Here is a 20962-nt window from a genome sequence, read left to right as displayed (position 1 = left end):
TCCCGCCCTCGGATTTGATCCGAGAGCCTGTTTCCAAATAGCAGCCGTGCCGACTGGTGCTCGGGTCAAGCCCGAGGACGGCACAGCGAGGGCAACTGCTAAGGGCTCGGAAAGAGCTGAATCGGTTCGTTGACAGGCGCGCCGATGGGCTGGTTGACGCCGGGCTGGAAGCCGAGGTTGAGCGGGCCCGTCGGTGTCGACGGTTCCGCCGGCGCGGGCTGTGGCGTGGAGAGTTCGGGGGGCACGTCGACCCGGTCCAGTTCCTCTTCGAGGCGGCGCAATTCCTCCAGCCGCGCTGCCTCGGCGCGACGGCGCTGCTCCTCGATCAGGCGATTGCGTTCCTGCGCCGCGGCGCGCTGGCGGGCCTCATCTTCGAGGCGCAGGGTTTCGAGCCGGTCGACTTCGAGCTCATTGGCGCGCACCAGAATGGCCGCCACGATCTCTGAAAAATCGACACTGACCTGCGGCCCGATAACCGTGCCGGTGACCGCGAGAATGATGCGGGCCAGGTCCGGCTGCACGAGGCCCTCGGCATCGGCGAAATCGCGCGGCGTCATCACGAAGCGTCCGTCGAGGCCGAGCGTTTCCAGCAGCATGTCCAGACTGCCAGCGAGCCGCGCGCCGTCCCCTTCGACGATGAAGTTGGCGAGGCGCAGCGTACCCCCGGCAATTGTGAAGGCGCCCTGGGCCGCATCGGCGGTGAACTGCGCCTGGGAAAGGGCCAGGCTGATCAGCGTTTCGAGCGCGTCGGCCTCGGTATTGAGGACGTCTTCAAGGCGTGCGATCGCCGGATAGACCTCCGGCGACAGGGCTTCGACGGCAAAGTCGGCAATGGCGAAATTCCCCTCGCCGGTCATATTGGCCATGACTTCAGCAAGGCTGGCCCCGGTGCCCTCGAACCGCACGCCACCGTCCACCAGGCCCGCCAGGCTCGCGGCGACTTCCGGCGGGGCGATGGCATCGATGTCGACGCCGGCAAGGCTGGCCTGGCCGGAAACGGTACGTTGCGACAGGGTCCCGGCGCAGCAATGGTCAAGGCTGAGCGTCAGTGTGCCGCCGCCGATCTCGCTCGAGAAGTTCTTGAGCGACATTGCCTCGGGATTCCAGACATAGTTGAAGCTGGGCTGGCCCATGAGCGGCGCGCCATTGGCGGTCAATCGCCCGGCGCTGATGACCAGGTCGCCGCGCGACGGGCGCCGGGTCGTGTCGACGGCCAGCGGCCCTTCCGGCCACACGCCCTCGGCTGTGCCGATCAGTGCTTCTGCCCCGAAGAGAGCGGCGGCAATGCCCGATACATCGAGGCTGTCGGCGGTGATCTGGCCGGCAAAGCCGGGCAGTTGCCCGACGCGATCCATGGCGATATCGCCGCCGAAACCGATATTGCCGGCAACCCCCGAAATGCTGTCAAGCGCCAGGCTCCTGACGCCCTCAAAGCGGATGCCGGCACTGGCCTCGAGGCCGGGCAGCGTGGCGCTCCCCGCGCCCGCCAGCGCGGCAAGACCGGAAGCCTGGTCGAGCAACACGTCCACCGTACCCTCGCCGGTGACCGTTCCATCATCCGCAAGTTCAAGACCGCCAAAATAGCTCAGCGACTGCCCGCCCTGGCTGAGCGCGAGGCGCGCATCGAAGCCGTCGTCGAGTCCGCCCTCGGCAAAAAGGCTCGCCACCAACCCGTCGTCGCCGGCAAAAAGCGGAGCACCCTGCCAGCCAAACTGCGCCAGAGCCGCAGCGCCGTCCTGCGCCTCGAGCGACACCACGAGGCGCATGTCGTCGGTGGCAAGCCCCGGCAGCCCCGCCGCCATTTCGAGCCGCAGGTCGAGCGCCGTGTCGCCGGCATCGCCGCCCAGGGTAAACACCTGGCCCGAACCGCTATCGGCATCGGCGAGAATGAACTGGAGGTCGGCCGGGAAGACGCCCGCCAACCCCTGCTGCCAACCTGCGGGAATGCCGGCCCTTTCGTATATCAGCGCAAGGCCCGGTGCGTCTGCCGTCGCGACGGCGAGCTGGCCGGAGCCGGTGACCCGCGGCGCGGTCAGGGTGCCGGAAAAGCGTGCCGTCGAGCCGAGCGAGACGCCGCCCCAATCGCCGGCGGCAAGGCGAGAGAAGCGAATGGCCTCGGGCGACCATTGCGCTTCGGCCACGAGGTCCATCGCCGGCAGGCCCAACACATCGACCTGCGCCGCGGTAATGGAGAAACTGCCATCGGGGAAGCTGATGCCGAAATTGGTGTCGCTGGCCACATCGGGGACCAGTGCCAGCAGCGCGGCCGTACGCTGCGCGTCGAGGCTGCCCAGGGTCAGCACCGTATCGAGCCGCGGCTCGGCGCCGAAACCGATGCGCAATTCGAAACCGTGTTCCTGCCCATCGAGCACCAGGCGTCCATTGCTGAGCCCGAAAGCGTCGCCAGCCAGCATTACCCGCCCCGTGAGGGAGCCGGCCATGTTGAAAAGCGGATTGTTTTCGATCGGCCGCTTCCAGAGCTGCGACAGCGCCTGGAGCCGGCCCGCAGCGATACTGGCGTCGCCGAGGAAGCCGACAGTGCCGGCCTCATTGGCCAGCGTGCCGGAAAGCCGCAGTTCACTTTCACCCGGCAGGCGCGCCACAGCCTGCTCCAATGTCCAGTTTGTGCTGTCGGTGGTGGCATCGACGCGCACTTCGCGCAGCGCAAAGCCGCGCAGCCCGATTTCGGCCAGATCGATGCCGAGGCGACCAGGCATAGGCGGAATTGGCGGCGCGGGGATTTCGGACAGCATGCGCACGAAGTCATAAGGCAGTTCGCTTGCGACCTCGGTCGCGTCACGCGGCGGCAGCGAGAACACCCCTCCCGATACCACCGCGTCGAAGCTGCGGCGTTCGCCCAGGCGGATGCTGGCGGCCCCGGTAAGGCGCATACCGGCGCGGTTCTCGTCGGGGCGCAGGGTATAGCCGGTCAGCACGATGCGATCGGTATTGGCCGTCAGCTCGCTTTCAAGGACGAGGTCGCCACGGATCTCGTCGGCGCGCTCGGCCTCGGGCGGCGCCTGCCGGTAGACCATGGTGCCGGCAAAGCGGGGTGCCGCGCCTGTACTCAGCGTGCCATCGGTATTGAGCGAGAAGGCGCCGAGCGCCTCACGGATGAAGCTCGTGACCCGCGTATTGCCTTCCGCATCGGCCGTGCCGGAATTGATGCGGAGGTCATAGCGGGTGCCCCCGTAGTCAGCCCCGCCCTGGAACTGGAACGGCCCGACGAGACTCGCCAGGCGCAATTCCCCGTCGAGACGGGTGATGGCAAAGGTCTCGGCCGAGCGCAGGTCTTCGAGCCGGATACTGCCATTGGCGATCCGTGTATGCCCCAGCGCGACGCCGGGGCCTGCACCAGACGGATCGACGCCGCTGTTGAGGAGGCCGTTTTCGTCCAGCGTCAGGTAGACTACCGGCGTCTGCAGGTTGAGCGCCGTGACAGTGTAGATATCACGCAAAAAGTCCATCAGCACGAATTCGGCCTCGACGGCGCCCACCGTCGCGGCCGGGAATTCGGCATCCCCGACAACGACATCGGTAAAGGCAAGGCGTGGACTGGGCAGCAGCGAGAAGGAAATATCGCCGCGAATCGTCACATCGGCGCCCAGCACACCGGTGGCCAGCACTTCCATCCGATCGCGATAGTCGCCCCACTGTATGAAGCGCGGCGCGAGAAATGCGCCGGCCAGCACCACGATGGCGAAGATGCCGACCACGATATAGATGCGATTGAGCACTGTGCCTGATCTGCCCCGGCTGAAAACGGTGTGAGTGTAGGCAGATGCGAGTGTTGCGCAAGCCGCCTCCGGGGCTTTTGAGCAAAGGAAACAGCCGGATCGCCACGGGCTGCGACGGGGACGGTGGCCATCAGTCAAGCCGAGGGCTGCGCGGCAGCAGGGATCCCCTGGAGCCGCGATCTTCTGCAACGTCCAAACAGAACCGTTGCTACGGCATTTTCCTCTTCGTATGCATTGTCACCCGCCCAGTGCCGGGCCGTTCTGGAGAAAACAATGCGTCCCTTTCTACTCGCCACAACCGCGTTATTACTTCTCGGATTTGCCACTGGCTCCGCCCTCGCCCAATCGGCGGGCGACCGGGTGCTCGCCAACTACCAGAACACTGGCTACTGGTTTGCCGGCGTGATCGCGGAAGCGGCCGGCAAAAATTACACCATCCACTACGACGACGGCGACGTGGAGACTGTCTCGTCGCGCGCGATCCGCCCCTACAATTGGGCGGCAGGCACGCGTGTCGATTGCAACTGGAAAGGGGCCGGCACCTGGTACCCCGGCACGATTGCAGCAGCCAACGGCAAGCGCCTCAACATCGACTATGACGATGGTGACCGCGAAACCACGCAGACCGCCATGTGCCGCTCTCGCTGAGGCGAAAATGCAAACGGCCGGGCAGGTGCCCGGCCGTCCATCAAGGTCAAGGGAGGTGACCTGGTCTGGGCTGGACCCTAGAGGTTGAAGGTCCAGAAGAAGGTTTCGCCCGAGCTGTCATCGACACCGTCGTTGTCGGTGATCACATAGGCCTTGCCGTCGGCGTCGATGGCGAGGCTTTCGACCTTGTCGACGACATAGCCGTTGTTTGCGGCAAGATCAGGGATCAGGTCGCGCACCAGTTCTTTGCTGACGGTGGGCAAGTCGCCACCGAGCTCGGCCGGAACCAGCTCGCTGACCGGGACGCGGTAGATGGCCTTGAGCGTAGCGCGCTCGGCGATCTGGTTGTCACGCTCGATGATATAGACGTGGTCACCGTGGACAGTGATTTCCGAAAGGCCGACCCAGCCGGCAGTGGGGGCTTCGAGCTTGTAGCGCACCGCGCCCCATTCCTTGGTAGAGGGCTTGTAGGAAACGAGCTTCACGAAGCCCTTCTCGTCATCCTTCCATTCGCGCTGGATGGCGATCCAGAGGGTCATGTCGTCGCCGGTGCCGATGGCGGTCACGCCTTCGCTGGCCGAACGGATTTCATGGGCGAGAAGGGCTTCGGGGAAGGCCACTTCCTCGATGATGGCGCCATCGGCATCGACATGGACGAGGCCATGCGGGATGTCTTCCTCGGTATCACCTTCCGAAGCCAGCCAGAAGCCGCCATTGCCATCCGAGGTGATGCCTTCGAGATCGAGGGATTCGGCCGGAGCGCCGTCACGGGTGACGACGGTCTTCTTGACGATCCTGGCCGGGGAGGCCGTGGCGTCGATCTCGTAGATCGCGGCTTCAACGAAAGCGCTGTCGCTGACGGCGAACAGCTTGTCCGGCTCGGTGGCAACGGCGCCGGAAAGGGCGGCCCAGCCGATCGGCAGGCCATTTTCATCCATGTCGGACATGATCTGCGGATAAGCAGGCGCGTCGACATCTTGACGCTCGAAGATCATGACATGGGCGCCGGCAAGTCCATCGACGCTGAGGTCGGTCTCGTTGGCGGTGACATAGAGATTGCGGTCCGGGATGGCCAGCGCGCCTTCCGGGCCAACACCCGAGGGCAGCGACTGGATATATTCCGGATCGGCGCCGGTATCCTTGTAGATGGCGACGAGCGAGGAGCGCTCCTGGTTGACGAAAATCAGCGTGTCTTCGCCATAGGTGCCCACTTCCATGCCTTCGGGCTCGACGCCCTTGGCGTCGGAACGGCCTTCGGGATAGTGGCCGAGCTGGGCGGCGATATATTCCATCGATGGGCCAGATTCGTAGAGCTCGGTGCCATCCTTGCTGAAGATGGTGAAGCCGCGCGAACCGCCGTTCCAGTCGCCTTCATTGGCGATGACGATGCGGTCGTCATCCAGCCACTGCACGGCGTCTGGTTCGCGAACGCGGTCAGCCTGGGTTTCGGAGAAGCTCAGGCGCCCGTCTTCGGTGGCATCGATGTTTTCCAGCGTCACCGAACCGGCCGAGAAGTCGGAGGTGACTTCGCCGGTTTCGCCATCGATGATGACGATGTGGTTGTTTTCCTGGAGTGTGACGGCCAGTTCGTTGGCGCCGTTGAAATCGGTATATTCAGGCTCGGCATCTTCACCCGCAACGTCGGCAATGCCGGCCAGTTCGGTGACGCGCAGCGTGCCGCAATCGACCGTGCCACCCTCGGCGACGTCGAAGAAGGTGATGTTGCCGCTCGGCAATTGCGGCAGGCCGCCATCACCAACGTCCTCATCGCGCTGATTTTCCATCGAAATGGCGATCAGCGAACCGTCGTGGTTCTTGGCAATAGCGTCGGGCTGGCCACCGAGATCGCAGGTCGCCTCGATTTCCCTGGTGGTGATGTCGATGATCGACAGATAGCCGGTTGGGGCGGTGAAATCTTCGGTCGTGTCGACGGTGACCAGCACCTTTTCGCCGATCACAGCGACCGAGGTGGGACCGCCATCCAGGTGGACAAAGCCGTCGGCCTTGGGTGCGCTCGCATCGGTGATGTCGATGAAGCCGACGCCGCCGACCAGCGCGTTGGAATAGACGAGCATGTTGCCGTCTTCGGTGGCGGTGATGATTTCGGCGGAATTCTCTTCGGCGCCGACTTCAAGCTCGGGCGTATTGAGCGCGACGGCGAAGCTGGCAATACGATTGAAATAGGGTGCGGCCTGAACGCCGGCCGTGGAAAGAAGCAGGGCCGCGCTGAGCGCAGCAAGACGCTTTTGGGCAATCATGGTGGGTCCCCCGGAATGATGCGGGCCCCGATTAGGCGGGCGGCAAAACAGTTGGATGACGCTCAGGTGACAATGCCGTGACAGCCCTGACTTCTATACAGGAGCACCTGGGACACCTATATTGCGCACCAGAACAAAATGAGATTCGTCAAGGTCTGGCTGCGCCCTGCCCCAACGGGCGCGGACCCTTGGAACACCAGAGCAGCATGGCCGAAAACACACCCCTGCCCCGCCCGCAAGCCGGACCGATTACCAGCCAATTGGGCCGGCAGCAGCGCGAGCCGGATTATCTGAACGGGCTCAACCCGGAGCAGCGTGACGCCGTGCTGTCGGTCGATGGACCGCTGCTGGTTTTGGCGGGCGCGGGCACGGGCAAGACGCGCGTGCTGACGACGCGCATTGCCCATATCCTCACCACCAAGCGCGCCTGGCCCTCGGAAATCCTGTCGGTGACCTTTACCAACAAGGCCGCCCGCGAGATGAAGGACCGCATCGGCCACCTTGTCGGTTCGTCGGTGGAAGGCATGCCCTGGCTTGGCACCTTCCACTCCATCTCGGCGCGCATCCTGCGCAAGCATGCCGAGCTGGTGGACCTCAAATCCAGCTTCACCATTCTCGATACTGACGACCAGATCCGGCTCATCAAGCAGCTTCTGGAAGCTGAGAATATCGATGAGAAGCGTTGGCCGGCCCGGCAGTTCGCCGGCATGCTGGATGCCTGGAAGAACCGGGGCCTCCTGCCCAAGGACGTGCCGTCGCACGACAGCGACTATTTCGCCAATGGCAAGGGCGGCAAGCTCTACTACGACTATCAGGCGCGCTTGAAGGCGCTCAACGCCGCCGATTTCGGCGATCTCCTGCTCGAATGTATCAGGCTGTTCCGCGAAAACCCGGACGTGCTGGCCGAATACCATCGCAAGTTCAAATTCATGCTGGTGGACGAATACCAGGACAGCAACACCGCCCAGTACCTCTGGCTGCGGCTCTTGGCTCAGGGGAAGCCGGCGAGCGAAGCCAATATCTGCGTGGTGGGTGATGACGACCAGTCCATCTATGGTTGGCGCGGCGCCGAAGTGGACAACATCCTGCGCTTCGAGAGCGATTTTCCCGGCGCCAAGGTGATCAAGCTCGAGCGTAACTACCGCTCCACCGCTAATATCCTCAAGGCCGCGTCGACCATCATCGCCTTCAACGAGGGGCGGCTGGGCAAGACGCTGTTCACCGACATAGCCGAGGGTGGCGAACTCGTTTCCTTCACCCAGGTCTATGACTCGGAGGAAGAAGCGCGCACCATCGGCGATGAGATCGAGCAGTACCAGCGCCAGGGCGAGGATCTCAATTCCATGGCCATCCTGGTGCGCGCCTCGTTCCAGATGCGCGAATTCGAAGAGCGGTTTATCACCCTCGGGGTCAACTACCGCGTCGTCGGCGGCCCGCGCTTTTACGAACGCAAGGAAATCCGCGACGCACTGGCCTATCTGCGGCTTGTGGCCCAGCCGGCCGACGACCTCGCCTTCGAGCGCATCGTCAACGTGCCCAAGCGCGGCATCGGCGACTCGACCGTAAAGATGCTGATGGAAACGGCGCGCAGCATGAACATGCCGCTGCTTTCGGCCACCCGCGCCCTGCTGGAGACCGAGGAGCTGAAGCCCAAGCAGCGCACCACGCTGCGTTCACTGGTCGCGCAGTTCGACGACTGGGCCTGGCGCGCCGAGAACATGCAACCCTACCAGCTCGTCGAGAACATCCTCGAAGAGAGCGGCTACATGGACATGCTCAACGCCGACAAATCGGTCGAGAGCCAGGGCCGCAAGGAAAACCTCAAGGAACTGAGCCGCGCCATGGAAGAGTTCGACTCCCTTGGCGGCTTTCTCGAACACATCGCGCTGGTCATGGACCGCGACAGCGCCGATGCCAGCGACGCCGTGACCATCATGACGCTGCATTCGGCCAAGGGGCTGGAATACAATACCGTCTTCCTGCCCGGCTGGGAGGATGGCACCTTTCCCAGCCAGCGCTCGATGGACGAGAGCGGCCGCGCCGGCCTCGAGGAAGAACGGCGCCTTGCTTATGTTGGCATTACCCGCGGGCGTAAACGCGTACGCATCTCGGCGGCGCAGAACCGGCGCATCCATGGCCTCTGGCAATCGGCCATTCCGAGCCGCTTCATCGACGAACTGCCGCCCGACGCGGTGGAGGTGACCGACAAGGGCTCTGCCTATGGCGGCTATGGCTATGGCGGGGGCGCATCGAGCCGCTTCAACAAGGCCGATCCGTTTGAAAGCGTCTATGAAACGCCGGGCTGGAAACGCGCCCGCGCCAACCAGGAATCGCGCAAGGGCGGCGGTCCGCTGACCATCGAAGGCGAACTCGTTGCCCGCTCGGTGGACCTGGGCGGTCAGTCGAGCGGCTATGCCCTGGGCGAAAGGGTCTTCCACCTCAAATTCGGCTATGGCGAAGTCACTCATATCGAAGGCAACAAGTTGACCATCGATTTCGAGAAGGCCGGCACCAAGAAGGTGCTGGAGAGTTTTATTCGCAAGGGGTGACGCTACGCTGCCGCGTGTCGTGACCCCTATATTCCCACCCCGCCCTGCGGCTCGGTTTCGAACCGCTGGTCAAAGCCGGCGATGAGGGGCCGCGCCCTGGCGATTGTTGCCTGCACATGCGGCAATTGCAGCGAGGCCATATGCTGGTCTTGATTATCCCAGACCTCGGTGATCCAGATGCCGTTGTCGCTGGCCAGATCGCGGGCGATGACGTAGGAACGGCAGCCCGGCATGGGCGCATTCCCCTCCAGCATGATCGACAGCAGCGTCTCGCGCTGACCCTCGGTGGCCAGCATTCGTCCGATCAATCCATACATTGTATTCTCCATTGTCTCGTGGCGTCCCGGCGCCGCCATTGACTTGCCGGCTTCTCGTGCGCCATTGGAGGCTTAGTCAAACCGGAACCAAACCATGTCAGTAGACCAGCTCTCCGTTTCGCTCACCAAGGAGCAGGCCTATGCGCTGGTCGACGCCGTGTCGGAACGTGACGACCTGGCGCTGACCGCATCGGCGCATGAGAATGAAGAGACCGGCGAGTGGATTTTCGAGGCCACCTGCGACAGCCCGCCGGACCTTGGAGCCTTCAACGCGCTGGCGCGGCAGGTGCTGGGGGGCGACGTCGCCTTCTCGGTGGATGCCATCGACCCTGAAATCAACTGGGTGGCCAAATCGCTCGAAGGCTTGGCGCCGGTCATCGCCGGTGGCTTCTATGTCTATGGCAGCCACGAAACCGGGCCGATCCCCGAGGGCCTGACGCCGATGAAGATCGACGCCGCCCAGGCCTTCGGCACCGGCCACCACGAAACCACGACCGGTTGCCTCGAGGCCATCGAGACCCTACTGGCAACGCGCACCCCCACCCGCATGATCGATATCGGCACGGGAACCGGCGTTCTCGCCATTGCGCTGGCCAAACGGCTGGACGCGGTGATCCTCGCCACCGACATCGACCCCATCGCCGTGACCACGACCGTGGACAATGCGGTTGACAATGGCGTGGGCGACCGGATCGACGCGATCGAGGCGACGGGGCTCGACCACGAGGAAATCCTCGCGCGTGCGCCCTATGACCTCGTCGTCGCCAATATCTTGGCCGGTCCGTTGACCGACCTGGCGCCGGGTGTCGGCGGCATTACCCAGGCGGGCGGGACCGCCATTCTCTCGGGCATTCTCAACACCCAGGCCGATGGTGTCATCGCGGCCTACCAGGCCGCCGGCTTTACGCTGAGGGATCATCTCCAGCGCAAGGACTGGACGACGCTGGTGTTGGAGAAGAACTAGCGGCGCTTTAGAGCCACGCGGGCCGTTCTCGGGCTTGACCCGAGGACCAGTTTCAACATGCACATCGCGCCCGGGGAAGAACGGCCCTCGGGTCAAGCCCGAAGGCGGAGCGTGCTGGTTGGTGCGTCCGCGCACAAAAAGAAATCCCCGAAGCAGGCTTCGGGGATCGGGTTTGATCGTCAGCTTTGTTACAGCGGCAGCCTTACGGGCGCTTGGTGACCGCGCCGATCAACTGATGCTGCATGCGGTAGCTGACCTGGCGGGAGGCTTCGCGGCCACGAGCGTCGATCAGACCACCCAAAGCGCTGCGGAAACCATTCTTGCTCTCAGTCATCTTCTACTCCATGCGCCGGATGCTCTATTGCCATCCGACAGTGCCTATCTAGGCTGTTCGCGTTAGGCCTGTTAGCCCTTCGCCGGCAGACCAGCCATGCCGTTCCTGCAAGGCAGGCTTAACGCTCGTTTACCTTGCGGGCAGCGGCGTGGTCGCGCTCGTACTGAGCGACATAGCGCTGTGCCTGGCGGGTGCGGCCTTCAATGATGGCGTCGAAGGCACGCTGGAAGAGGTTGTTGTTCTGCTTGCTCATTTCATCTGTCTCCTGTTTTCTGCCCCTAAGATAGGCGCAGCAGAGCGCCGAACCAGAGACAAGACCTCAGAACAGCCATGCCGGATTTGCATTGCACGATCGGCAGCGCCCAGGACAGCCAATGACCAAGAAGACTTTTGAACCCGCTGTTTTTCAAAGCTTTTCGGAGAAGTCAGACCCCAGCAACGTGGCGCCACGCCTCGCATCGCTGAGGGCAGCCATGCAAAAAGCGGGTATCGACGCCGTGCTGATCCCGCGGGCGGATGCGCATCGCGGCGAGTCGGTGCCGGCGAGCGAAGCGCGGCTTGCCTATATCACCGGCTTTACCGGCTCGGCGGGCCTGGCCGTGGTGGGCAGGGACAAAGCGGGGCTTTTCGTCGACAGCCGCTACACCCTGCAGGCGCCGGCGCAGACCGACACCACCCTGGTCACCGTCCATGAAACCGGCCAGGGTGGCGTCAACGACGATATCCGGCTCTATGTCGGCAAGGGCGGCAAGCTGACCTACGACCCCTGGCTGCACACACCGGGCGAAGTACGCGACGTGACGCAGAAGCTGGCTGGCCATGCCGAGGTGGTGCCGCATGCCAATCTGGTTGACGCCATCTGGACGGATCGTCCCCATGCGCCGGTGAGCTCCATCGAATTCCTGGGGCACAATCGTGCCGGCAAATCGGCTGCCGACAAGATTGCCGACCTGCAGAAGACGCTGGCGGCCGATGCGGCAGATGCGGTGGTGCTCACCCTCCCCGAGAGCATCTGCTGGCTGCTCAACATGCGCGGCCGCGACGTGCCCAATACGCCTTTCGTGCTAGGCTTTGCCATCGTCCCCGCTGCCGGGCTGCCCACGCTCTACCTCGACAAGGCCAAGATCACTCCGGAGTTGACCCGCGCGCTGGACGGGATTGCATCCGTGGCCGAGGCGACATCGTTGGGCGACGCCCTGGCGGGGCTGGGCGGCAAGGCTGTGCTGGTGGACCCGCAGACCGCGCCGATTGCCGTGGCCGATACGCTGGGCAAGGCAGGCGCGAAAATCATCGAAAAGCGCGATCCGGTGCTGGGTCCGAAATCGATCAAGAACGAGGTCGAACTTTCAGGCATGCGCGAAGCCCACAGGCAGGACGGCGTGGCGCTGGCAAAATTCCTGCACTGGTTCGACCAGGAAGCACCCAAGGGCCACTTGACCGAGATCGGCATCGTCACCGCGCTCGAGAGCTTCCGGCGGGAAGACGAGACCTGCGTCGATGCCAGCTTCGACACTATTTCCGGCGCCGGACCCAATGGCGCCATCGTCCATTACCGCGTGACCACCAAGACCGACCGCACGCTCAAGGCGGGCGAAATCATGCTGGTGGATTCGGGCGCGCAATACCTTTCGGGCACCACTGACATTACCCGCACGCTGTTTACCGGTTCGGCGACGGCCGAGCAGAAGGACCGCTATACCCGCGTTCTCAAGGGCATGATCGCCATTTCCATGGCGCGCTTTCCCAAGGGTACGTCGGGCGCGCAGATCGACGTGCTGGCGCGGCAGTTCCTGTGGCAGGATGGCGTCACCTACAATCACGGCACCGGCCATGGTGTCGGCCACTTCCTCGGTGTGCACGAGGGTCCGGTGGGCATCTCGTCGCGCTACCATACGCCGCTCGAGGCCGGTAATGTGCTCTCCAACGAGCCGGGCTATTACAAGACCGGTGAATACGGCATCCGCATCGAGAACCTGATAGTGGTCCGGGAGGCCGAGGCCTATCCCGGCTATCTCGATTTCGAGACCATCACCCTGGCGCCCATCGATGTCAGACTGATCGACCGGAGCCTGCTGACCGCCGCGGAAACGGACTGGCTCAACGCCTTCCACGCAAAGGTATGGGCCGAGATCGGGCCGCGCGTAACGGGCGAGGTCAAGGATTGGCTGAAGGCGGCGACGGCCGCGATTTAGAGTTGTGGGAGCCTTAATGTCGAACTGAACCTTTCACCCACTCGATTGTCACCCCGGCTCAAGGCCGGGATGACGCGCTAAGGTTTGGCGCCGCGAACCGCTACTCGACCACCAGGCTCCAGTGCAGCCGGCCGGAAAGACCGGCCCCCACCTGGCCGGAATTGTGTGACGCCGAGCCTATCCTGATCGGTGTCTCACCCGAAAAGGCGCCAGTGCCTGAACTCGCCTGGTCGAGCAGTTCCACCGTTGCATTGCCTTCGGCGAAAGCGACGCCGCTTTCATGGGTAAACGCACCCGGTCCCATGGTCACTGGCACGGTGATGGCGCCGAGCGGCAGGCGCAGGCTGACCGCACCGGTGGCCACATCCAGCGTCACTTCCGCTCCGCAGATACCGTCGGCCATCGAGGCATCCGATTGCGGCAGGTCGAGCTGGCCTTTGCGGGTAAAATTGTAGGCGACGGCAGGATTGGGCGGCGGAATGACGACGCCTTCCAGAACGTCTGACACCACCACCCTGCCCTCGGCGCAAGTGCCGGCGCGATCCCCGGCGAAATTGCGATAGCGGCCCGGCTGCATGCCGGTCATGGCCTCGAATGGGTTGGTGCCGCCCTGCCCGCTCTGGGCGAACTGCATCATCACGCCCGCGAGGCAAATCTGGTTCTCGCCGCATTCGGCAAGGCTGGCTTCGAGGTCCTTCATCTCGTCCGAGACCGCGCCCTCGCGCACGCCACCGACGATGGGCACGCCATCCATGCCGACATCCACCAGCGAATAGGTAAGGTCGAGCTCGCGATGCGCCGTGATGGCAAACCATTCGACGCCATTGGGCAGGTCCTTGCGATCGCTGCCATCGAGCGTGATCTGCACGTGAAGGCTCACCCGGTCATTGCCCGCGAAATGGTCGGTCTGACCATGGGCCATGCCCGAGAGGGCGAGTGTGAGACCTGGTACAAAGAGCCAGAAGCGCATGGATCCCTCCCGATATGGACGGATCGGTGATAGACCTGCCGCGGCGGGCGGTCCCGCGCCCAGCGCTATGCGTGCGGGACAAAGGCTCTGGCAGGAGGCTCAGGGCAGGTCCGGATCGGCGAGATATTCGGAGAGCTTCCAGGGCTCGCCCGCATCTTCCTCGAAGGGCGGGAACAGCACGTCATCGACCTTCCAGCCGGCGGCCCCCTCATCGACCAGGAAAAAGGTCAGGCTGTGCCAGGCTTTGCCCTCGAGCGCGATATCGACGGTAATGATCGACCGGTCACCCTTGGTCTTGGCGTCGCTGAAGGTGAACTCCATGCCGCCCGGATCCTGAGAGTAGCTGAAGACCGAAAAGTCGAGCGCGCCGATTTCGTCACCGGCCGCGTAGAACTTTTCATTGGCCTCTTCGAGCAGCGAGGTCAGCCGGGCGGAGAATGCCTCATGCTCGGAGAAGGATGATTCCCAATCATAATTCTCCCAATCGAGCGAGGCCTCGATCTGCCCGTAGACGCCGTCGAGCAGCGCCTCGGGACTATGAAAGGTCGGGATCGGGTCCGCCAGCGCAGGCGTGGCAAGGAACGGGAGCAGCAGCAGAGCGAGCGTTTTGCGCATCAATTGAACCAGATTGCGAAGAAGGGCCAGTCGTCGCCCATGACACGGTTGAGTTCGGCAAAGTCGGCGGCATCGGCGACCGGGCCGTCATCGAGATAGGGCAGAGCGTCGTGGCCGGTAAAGAGCATGACGAGGTCCGTCTCGGTCGCGGTCTCGAAATAAGTCTTGAGATTGAAGCCCTGGTCGAAGCGCCAATGCGGCAGCAGCAGCTCGCCGTCGAGGATCAGGTCAACCTGGTCAAGCGTTGCCAGCCACGCACCGACCACCTCCTGGGTAATCTCCCGGCCCGGCACGAGCGATGTCTGGCTGGGCGACGGCACCAGCTCCCTGTCGTCGTCGGTCTCGGCGAGGATCATTTCCCAGTGCTGGCGGGAAAGCGTCGTGATGGACCGAAGCCGCTCCAGGACACCGGCTAGGCGCGCCTGGTCGGTGACCGGGAATTCGGCCGTATGGATGGCGGCGATGAGATCGGCGACGAAGGCATCGCTGTCGGGATCCATCATCACTGTACCGCCCCGCGCGTAATCCTGCATGGGCAGGCCGGCCTCAGGGAAGATGCGATGCATATAAGCGGCGAAGAAGTCGGAGAAATCGTGGGCCAGCGTCAGGTCCACCGGCGCCGCGGTGACATTGGCATAGCCGGCGAACCAGATCGCATCGGCATTGTCGAAGCCGACCGTGGCGTCGGGCGGGATCGGTTCAACGCCCTTGGACTTGCTCTTGCTCGATTGCGGCACCGCATCGGGCGTCGGGATCTCGGAGAATTCGCCCAGGCCCACGAGAAGAATGGCCAGCGTTTCACCCTCGTCACGCTCGCCGTCCCCATTGAGGTCGATCCGTACCCGGAGCGGATCGATCGGGATGACGAAGGCGCTGCCCTCACCGGCCTGGCGCATATGGCCGGCCGCGACATCGAGCGTGGCGACGAAGCCGTCGAGCAGTTCGACGAACTGCTCGTAACTCAGAGGTTCCGGAACGGGATTGGCGGGTGCCGATGGGGTATCGGAGCCCATGCCGAGCAGCATCGCGGCCGCCGGCGTGTCAGGCGTCACCGCACCATGGCGATAAAAGCCTTGCGCCAGCGTTTCATAAGCGGTGACGATACCATCGAGCCCGAGCACGAAGCAGGCGTCACCCTCGCCGGCCTGGCATGGCGCAATGGCCCCCTCGGCAAGCGTGCGCAGCGTGCCGTCGTAAAGGCTCTGCGCCAGTTGGTCGCCGCTTTCGCCAGCCTGGGCCGAACCGGCCGCCAGCATTGCGGCCAGAGCCACCATCCACTGCTTCATGTCCCACTCCCCGGGTTTACGACTTGCCGACGCGCTCGAACCATTCGTCCTCGGTGATGACTTCGACACCATGCTCCTGTGCCGTCTTGAGCTTCGAGCCTGCGCCGGGCCCGGCCACCAGGATATCGGTTTTCGCCGAAACGGACCCAGCGACCTTCGCCCCGAGCCGTTCGGCCATAGCCTTGGCTTCGGATCGTGACATTTTTTCGAGCGTGCCGGTGAACACCACCGTCTTTCCGGCCACCTTGCTGTCGGCGGAAATCGTGACGACGTAGTCCTTTGGCGTCACCTCGGTGAGCAACTGGTCGAAGGCTTCGACATTGCGTTCATTGTCGAAGAAGTCGCGCAGCGCTTCCCACACTGTGTCGCCCAGGCCATTGACCGAGGGAAACACGTCGTGGAGACCTCCACCGGCCGCTGCCGCCTCAATGCCCTTGGCGCGCAATTCGCCGATGGTGGAGAAGGTGCGGGCCAGCACGGCCGCAGTCGTCTCGCCGATATGGCGGATGCCCAGGGCGAAGATGAAGCGGTCGAGTTCGGGATCGCGCCGCGCGTCGATGGCCGCAAAGAGCTTGTCGAGACCCTCATAGTTGCGATCCTCGACCGAGCGCACATTCTTGCGGGCCTTGCCCGATGCGGCCTCGCGGGCGCGCGCCTGCTCCTCGCGGCGCTCGGCAAGGGCCTGCTGCACATCCGCGCGGCGGTGCTTGAGCCGGAAGATGTCGGCGTGGGTCTTGACCAGGCCCTTGCTGAAGAAGAGCTCGATATTTTCAGCGCCCAGCCCCTCGATGTCGAGCGCGCCGCGCGACACGAAATGCTTGAGGCTCTCCATCGCCTGGGCCGGGCAGACCAGCTCGCCGGTGCAGCGGCGGCGCGAATCTTCCTTGCCGGTCTTCTCGTTGAGCTCACGCACGGCGGGCGACCCGCAGACCGGACAGGTATGGGGCATTTCGTAGGGCGAGGCATCGGCCGGGCGCTTGTCGAGCAGCACGTCGACGATCTGCGGGATGACGTCGCCGGCACGCTGGATGGTCACCGTGTCACCGATGCGGATATCCTTGCCCTCGCGGATGGGCAGGCCGTTGCTGTCGCGCCCGGCAATGTAGTCCTCGTTGTGGAGCGTGACATTGACCACGGTGACACCGCCGACGCTGACCGGGTCGAGCCGCGCGACAGGCGCCAGCGTGCCGGTGCGGCCGACCTGAATTTCGATATCGCGCACGCGCGTCGTCGCCTGTTCCGCCGGGAACTTGTGGGCCACCGCCCAGCGCGGCTCGCCCGTGACGAAACCCCATCGGCGCTGCAGCTCGAGCTGATCGACCTTGTAGACGACGCCGTCGATGTCGTAGCCGAGCGAGGAGCGCTGCTCCTCTATCCGGTGGTAGTGGGCGATCAACTCCTCGACCGACTTCGCCCGCTCCATCAGCGGGGAAATGGCAAAGCCCCAATCCTTGAATTTCTGCACGGCCTCAAACTGGGTTGGCGCCGGATCGGCAGTGGTAAAGCCCCAGGCATAGGCGAAGAACTTGAGGTTGCGGCTCGCGGTGACGGACGGGTCCTTCTGGCGCAGCGAGCCCGCAGCAGTATTGCGCGGATTGACATAGTCCTGCCCGCCCACCGCGGCGGAGCGCTCCTTGAGCGCCTGAAATTCGGCATAGGTCATGTAGACCTCGCCACGGATTTCGATGGTTTCGGGCCAGCCCGAGCCTTTCAGCTTGTGCGGGATATCAGCAATGGTCCTGAGGTTGGCCGTTATGTCCTCGCCCACCGAACCGTCGCCACGCGTCGCGCCCTGCACGAAAACGCCGTTCTCGTAGCGCAGCGAGGCGGACAGACCGTCGATCTTGGGCTCGGCGGTGAAGGCGATTTCGAGGCCCTCGTCCTTTTGGAAGAAGCGCCGGCCGCGCTCGATGAAATCGGCCACGTCCTCATCGGTATACGCCTTGGCGAGGCTGAGCATCGGCACGGCATGGCGCACCTTGGAAAAGCCCTCGGCGGGCGCTGCCCCGACCTTGCCGGTGGGCGTATCGGACCGAACCAGCTCGGGAAAGGCACCCTCGATCTCGGCATTGCGGATGCGCAGGGCATCGTATTCGGCATCGGTGATCTCGGGCGCATCGTTCTGGTGATAAGCCTGGTCGGCCGCGGCAATCGCGGCAGCAAGCTGCTCTAGCTCGCCGCGGGCCTCGTCTTCGCTGAGATCGGAAACGTCTTTGAGGGGGAGGTCGGACATGGGGATACTCAATCAACGGCCTTTCCTTCTCCCCTTGCGGGGGAAGGTGGCGCGTAGCGCCGGATGAGGGGTAAGCGATGGTTGGTCTATCGGAGCGATCAAGGCAACCCCTCACCCGCCCCTCGGGCACCCTCTCCCGCAAGGGGAGAGGGGGAAACCCGGGATCTCATCCCACCGCGTTGAGCAATTTCCTGGCAGCAGCGCGGGCTTCGTTGGTGATTTCGGCGCCGGCCAGCATGCGGGCGACTTCCTCCTGGCGGGCCGGCTTGTCGAGCGGGCGGACATGGGTGCGCATGAAGGCCCCCTCCTCCACCATCTGCTTTTCGATGAGCAGGTGCCGGTTGGCGCGAGCAGCCACCTGCGGCGCGTGGGTGACAGTGAGCACCTGTACGGTCGAGGCGAGACGCGCCAGCCGCCGGCCGATGGCATCGGCCACGGCTCCACCAACGCCAGTGTCGATTTCGTCGAACACCAGCACCGGTGCCGAACCGCGATCGGCCAGCACCACCTTGAGGGCAAGGAGGAAGCGGCTCAACTCGCCACCCGATGCGACCTTCAGCAGCGGACCGGCGGCGGTGCCCGGATTGGTCTGCACATGGAAGGCGATCTGGTCAAAACCCGTAGCGGCAACGCGGTCGGCATTCACCTCGTGATCGACGATGAACTTTGCGGCGCCTAGCTTCAGATCGGGCAATTCGGCCTCGACAGCCGCGCTCAGCGCCTTGGCAGCCTGTTTGCGGCCGGTGCTGAGAATATCCGCGGCTTCGCGATAGCGCGCGCGGGCCGTGGCTTCTTCGGCCTCCAGCGCCTTGAGGCGGCTTTCCCCGCTCTGCAGGGTATCGAGATCGCACTGATACTTGTCCAGCACTGCGACCAGCTCGTCCGGTGTGGTCTGGTGCTTGCGGGCGGCGGCGCGCAACGCGAACAGCCGCTCCTCGACCGCTTCCAGCTCACCCGGATCGAAAGCCATTTCGCGCTTCAATTCGTCCAGCGCGTCGGTGGTACGATCGAGCGTGGCGAGCGATGCGTCGAGCGCATCGACAATAGGCTGGAACAGGTTTGCGCCACCGTCGATCTTGCGCATCAGCCGGCGCATCAGGGAAGCGAGGGCCGGTGTGGGCGCATTGGGCCCATTGAGGATCTCGTCGATCTCGACCACGTCGGATGAAGCTTTTTCCGCCTGCTGCAATTGCTGCCGGCGCTCCGCCAGTTCGTCCTCCTCGCCCACTACTGGCTTGAGCTTGCCCAGTTCCTCCACCGTGTGGCGCGCATAGTCCTCGGCAGCCAGCGCAGCGACCACCTGTGCCCGCTGCTCGGCGACGCCCTGCTGCGCCTCCGCCAGCCGCGCCCAGCATTCGCGCACGGCATTGGCCTCGACCGCCAGCTCGCCGAAGGCATCGAGTGCAGCACGATGGGTAGCGACATCGACCAGGGCGCGGTCGTCGTGCTGGCCATGAATTTCGACGATCTGCCCACCCACCTTCTGCAGCATCGAGGCAGAGACCGGCTGGTCGTTGATGAAGGCCCGGGTACGCCCGTCGGCGAACTGTACGCGGCGCAGGATGACGTCCTCGTCGTCGGCAATGGCATTGTCGCGCAAGAGGGCCCGCGCCGGGTGGTCGGCTGACAGCTCGAGCACAGCCACTACCTGCCCGCTCTCCTGCCTCTGTCGCACCAGCGAGGCGTCGCCTCGGCCACCCAACGCAAGTGTCAGGGCATCGAGAAGGATAGACTTGCCGGCGCCGGTCTCGCCCGTGAGCACGGTCATGCCGGAATCAAGCGCCAGGTCGAGCTGGTCGATGAGGACGATATTGCGGACTGATAGCGCGGTGAGCATTGCGCGAAATTCCCGTGGCGACCCCACTGTTCAGTTCCGCTTGTAGCACTGCCTGCCGTGGCTGGCTGGTCCATGCCGGCCGCTTCCACAGTTTAGGCCCGCACAAACGAAACCGGGACGCATGATAGCGCCCCGGAACAAAATAGCAACATCGATATTGCGGCGACCGCCCTCAGGTGCGGTGGGACGCCAGCCAGCTCCCCGAGTTGAGCTGCGGAGCAAGGCCCTGCTTGCCCAAAGTTTCGAAGGCGCGCTTGTACCAGTCGCTGGCCGGATAATTGTGACCGAGGACAGCGGCGGCCGACATGGCTTCGTTGGTGAGGCCGAGCAGCAGATAGGTCTCGGTCAGGCGATAGAGCGCCTCTTCGATATGGGTCGAGGTCTGCCAGCGTTCCACCACTTCGCGGAAGCGGTTGATGGCGGCGGCATACTGGCCATTGCCCTGGTAGTAGCGGCCGACGGACATTTCCTTGCCGGCGAGTTGGTCATAGGCGGTAAGCAGCTTTTCCTTGGCGTCCGCGGCGTGCTCGGACTGGGGATAATTGCTGATCAGCAGGTTGTAGGTGTCGATGGCATCACGCGAAAGCTGCTGATCGCGGGTGATGTCCTTGATCTGCGCGAAGTAGGACGTGCCCTTGAGCCAGAGCACATAGGGAACTTCCGAATTCTGCGGATAAAGCGCGAGATAGCGGTCGGCGGCCAGAATGGCCTCGTCGAACTGGCCGATGCGATAGTTCGCATAGACCTGCATCAGCTTGCCCTTCTCGGACAACGGATCGCGCGGGTGCTGGCGCTCGAGCTTTTCGAGCTTGGTGATCGCGGTCTGGTAGTACTGGCGATCCATGTCATCCAGCGCGCCCTGATAGAGCGTCTGGGCCGGCACGATCGGCTCTTCCTTGATCTTGGGCGGACCGAACATGCTGCAGCCGGCAAGCGCTGCAGCAACAAGCCCGATGGCAACGATCCGGGCAGCCCGGCTGGAAAACTGGCTCAAGACGTCAAGCTTCACGAACTGCCCCGTA

At 64.0% G+C, this 20962-nt stretch carries 15 protein-coding genes; 4 read left to right on the top strand and 11 right to left on the bottom strand.

Going from position 1 to position 20962, the window contains the following annotated elements; genetic code table 11:
* Positions 1–98: 98 nt before the first annotated feature.
* Positions 99–3737: an AsmA family protein gene (locus JEQ47_RS03505; RefSeq protein WP_198875000.1), complete on the bottom strand. Its 3639-nt coding sequence runs from the start codon at positions 3735–3737 to the stop codon at positions 99–101.
* Between the two features lie 273 nt (positions 3738–4010).
* Here JEQ47_RS03505 and JEQ47_RS03500 point away from each other — a divergent pair, with 273 nt between their 5' ends.
* The gene (locus JEQ47_RS03500; RefSeq protein ID WP_198874999.1) at positions 4011–4385 is read left to right on the top strand and encodes a tudor domain-containing protein; all 375 of its coding nucleotides are present in this window, start codon (positions 4011–4013) and stop codon (positions 4383–4385) included.
* Between the two features lie 77 nt (positions 4386–4462).
* On the opposite strand, the gene JEQ47_RS03495 is transcribed toward JEQ47_RS03500, so the two are convergent.
* Positions 4463–6643: an esterase-like activity of phytase family protein gene (locus JEQ47_RS03495; RefSeq protein WP_198874998.1), complete on the bottom strand. Its 2181-nt coding sequence runs from the start codon at positions 6641–6643 to the stop codon at positions 4463–4465.
* 206 nt (positions 6644–6849) lie between these two features.
* Between JEQ47_RS03495 and JEQ47_RS03490 the strand changes: the two genes are divergently transcribed.
* On the top strand, positions 6850–9192 hold the full coding sequence (locus tag JEQ47_RS03490) for an ATP-dependent helicase (protein ID WP_198874997.1): 2343 nt from the start codon (positions 6850–6852) through the stop codon (positions 9190–9192).
* A gap of 26 nt (positions 9193–9218) precedes the next feature.
* Here JEQ47_RS03490 and JEQ47_RS03485 read toward each other — a convergent pair whose 3' ends face one another.
* On the bottom strand, positions 9219–9509 hold the full coding sequence (locus JEQ47_RS03485; protein ID WP_198874996.1) for a putative quinol monooxygenase: 291 nt from the start codon (positions 9507–9509) through the stop codon (positions 9219–9221).
* A 94-nt stretch (positions 9510–9603) separates the two neighbouring features.
* On the opposite strand from JEQ47_RS03485, the gene JEQ47_RS03480 reads away from it, so the two are divergent.
* Positions 9604–10473, top strand: coding sequence for a 50S ribosomal protein L11 methyltransferase (locus JEQ47_RS03480; RefSeq protein ID WP_198874995.1), 870 nt, complete (start codon positions 9604–9606; stop codon positions 10471–10473).
* 202 nt (positions 10474–10675) lie between these two features.
* On the opposite strand, the gene JEQ47_RS20905 is transcribed toward JEQ47_RS03480, so the two are convergent.
* Positions 10676–10807 (bottom strand): hypothetical protein, encoded by a 132-nt coding sequence (locus JEQ47_RS20905; protein WP_268905699.1) that lies wholly within the window; start codon positions 10805–10807, stop codon positions 10676–10678.
* A 118-nt stretch (positions 10808–10925) separates the two neighbouring features.
* Positions 10926–11060 (bottom strand): hypothetical protein, encoded by a 135-nt coding sequence (locus JEQ47_RS20900; protein ID WP_268905698.1) that lies wholly within the window; start codon positions 11058–11060, stop codon positions 10926–10928.
* A gap of 121 nt (positions 11061–11181) precedes the next feature.
* On the opposite strand from JEQ47_RS20900, the gene JEQ47_RS03475 reads away from it, so the two are divergent.
* Entirely contained in the window at positions 11182–12999 is a 1818-nt protein-coding gene (locus tag JEQ47_RS03475) for an aminopeptidase P family protein (protein WP_198874994.1), read from the top strand.
* Between the two features lie 100 nt (positions 13000–13099).
* On the opposite strand, the gene JEQ47_RS03470 is transcribed toward JEQ47_RS03475, so the two are convergent.
* The 6 genes from JEQ47_RS03470 to JEQ47_RS03445 all read right to left on the bottom strand — a co-directional run bounded on the left by JEQ47_RS03470 (position 13100) and on the right by JEQ47_RS03445 (position 20949).
* Entirely contained in the window at positions 13100–13969 is an 870-nt protein-coding gene (locus tag JEQ47_RS03470) for a hypothetical protein (protein ID WP_198874993.1), read from the bottom strand.
* Between the two features lie 99 nt (positions 13970–14068).
* On the bottom strand, positions 14069–14584 hold the full coding sequence (locus tag JEQ47_RS03465; RefSeq protein WP_198874992.1) for a hypothetical protein: 516 nt from the start codon (positions 14582–14584) through the stop codon (positions 14069–14071).
* A complete protein-coding gene (locus JEQ47_RS03460) occupies positions 14584–15870 on the bottom strand; it encodes a hypothetical protein (RefSeq protein ID WP_198874991.1) in 1287 nt (428 codons plus the stop codon). Before JEQ47_RS03460 ends, JEQ47_RS03465 begins: the two co-directional genes overlap by 1 nt.
* A 16-nt stretch (positions 15871–15886) precedes the next feature.
* The gene (ligA, locus tag JEQ47_RS03455) at positions 15887–18103 is read right to left on the bottom strand and encodes an NAD-dependent DNA ligase LigA (protein WP_198874990.1); all 2217 of its coding nucleotides are present in this window, start codon (positions 18101–18103) and stop codon (positions 15887–15889) included.
* 166 nt (positions 18104–18269) lie between these two features.
* The gene (recN, locus tag JEQ47_RS03450; protein WP_198874989.1) at positions 18270–19940 is read right to left on the bottom strand and encodes a DNA repair protein RecN; all 1671 of its coding nucleotides are present in this window, start codon (positions 19938–19940) and stop codon (positions 18270–18272) included.
* A 172-nt stretch (positions 19941–20112) separates the two neighbouring features.
* Entirely contained in the window at positions 20113–20949 is an 837-nt protein-coding gene (locus JEQ47_RS03445; protein ID WP_198874988.1) for an outer membrane protein assembly factor BamD, read from the bottom strand.
* Between the last annotated feature and the right edge of the window lie 13 nt (positions 20950–20962).

The sequence above is a fragment of the Devosia sediminis genome (assembly GCF_016411825.1).
Taxonomy (GTDB): domain Bacteria; phylum Pseudomonadota; class Alphaproteobacteria; order Rhizobiales; family Devosiaceae; genus Devosia; species Devosia sediminis.
The sequence above is the reverse complement of the archived record's forward strand: the minus strand, read 5'-3'. Positions and strand labels throughout refer to the sequence as shown.

What these genes read in the sequence shown, in the direction of transcription:
- JEQ47_RS03500 (WP_198874999.1), top strand. Translation starts at nt 4,011, where the DNA reads ATGCGTCCCTTTCTACTCGCCACAACCGCGTTATTACTTCTCGGATTT.
- JEQ47_RS03495 (WP_198874998.1), bottom strand. Translation starts at nt 6,643, where the DNA reads ATGATTGCCCAAAAGCGTCTTGCTGCGCTCAGCGCGGCCCTGCTTCTT.
- JEQ47_RS03490 (WP_198874997.1), top strand. Translation starts at nt 6,850, where the DNA reads ATGGCCGAAAACACACCCCTGCCCCGCCCGCAAGCCGGACCGATTACC.
- JEQ47_RS03485 (WP_198874996.1), bottom strand. Translation starts at nt 9,509, where the DNA reads ATGTATGGATTGATCGGACGAATGCTGGCCACCGAGGGTCAGCGCGAG.
- JEQ47_RS03480 (WP_198874995.1), top strand. Translation starts at nt 9,604, where the DNA reads ATGTCAGTAGACCAGCTCTCCGTTTCGCTCACCAAGGAGCAGGCCTAT.
- JEQ47_RS20905 (WP_268905699.1), bottom strand. Translation starts at nt 10,807, where the DNA reads ATGACTGAGAGCAAGAATGGTTTCCGCAGCGCTTTGGGTGGTCTGATC.
- JEQ47_RS20900 (WP_268905698.1), bottom strand. Translation starts at nt 11,060, where the DNA reads ATGAGCAAGCAGAACAACAACCTCTTCCAGCGTGCCTTCGACGCCATC.
- JEQ47_RS03475 (WP_198874994.1), top strand. Translation starts at nt 11,182, where the DNA reads ATGACCAAGAAGACTTTTGAACCCGCTGTTTTTCAAAGCTTTTCGGAG.
- JEQ47_RS03470 (WP_198874993.1), bottom strand. Translation starts at nt 13,969, where the DNA reads ATGCGCTTCTGGCTCTTTGTACCAGGTCTCACACTCGCCCTCTCGGGC.
- JEQ47_RS03465 (WP_198874992.1), bottom strand. Translation starts at nt 14,584, where the DNA reads ATGCGCAAAACGCTCGCTCTGCTGCTGCTCCCGTTCCTTGCCACGCCT.
- JEQ47_RS03460 (WP_198874991.1), bottom strand. Translation starts at nt 15,870, where the DNA reads ATGAAGCAGTGGATGGTGGCTCTGGCCGCAATGCTGGCGGCCGGTTCG.
- ligA (WP_198874990.1), bottom strand. Translation starts at nt 18,103, where the DNA reads ATGTCCGACCTCCCCCTCAAAGACGTTTCCGATCTCAGCGAAGACGAG.
- recN (WP_198874989.1), bottom strand. Translation starts at nt 19,940, where the DNA reads ATGCTCACCGCGCTATCAGTCCGCAATATCGTCCTCATCGACCAGCTC.